Raw genomic sequence first — 518 nt, forward strand, 5'->3', positions numbered from 1 at the left:
CCATCCCAACAATATCGAAGCATAAATGAATAAAACCAAATTCACCCCAAATGCGATCCCTGAATATTTTATCTGGTTGTCGTTCAATAGGTTGGACCAATTCTATTTGAGTGGGCCCTAATAATTTGGAAAAAGGACCTGTCCTTGGCTTGTGTTTCAACAATACACGACGGTATTTTTCTTTGCCGCCGGGTAAAGCAGCAAAATCATTAAACTGGCCGGTTTTATCGTAAACAATTCTATCATATTCCAAAATATCAGCATATACTTTCATAGCTTTTTCAATGTTTGATACACCGATAACTACACCAGCAACTCCTCCGGTTAACGACTTTTGCTTCATATAGAAATTTGAGTCTTCCACCACTTGAAAAATATTATTGTAAGGATCGATCAGATAATAATGCAGGTTACCCTCGGGATCTTTGACGAGACCGCCCGGAATGTTCAGTCCCATTCCCATATGGCCTTCAAAAGCCTTTTGCACATTGCGACATTTGATTTTGCAAATGTAAATT

1 pseudogene is annotated in these 518 nt (G+C 38.6%); it reads right to left on the reverse strand.

What is annotated here, in order from left to right:
• Positions 1 to 487, reverse strand: a pseudogene (locus HC175_RS17345) (VOC family protein); the annotation flags it as partial.
• Positions 488 to 518 lie beyond the last annotated feature (31 nt).

It is taken from the genome of Salinimicrobium oceani (assembly GCF_012037645.1).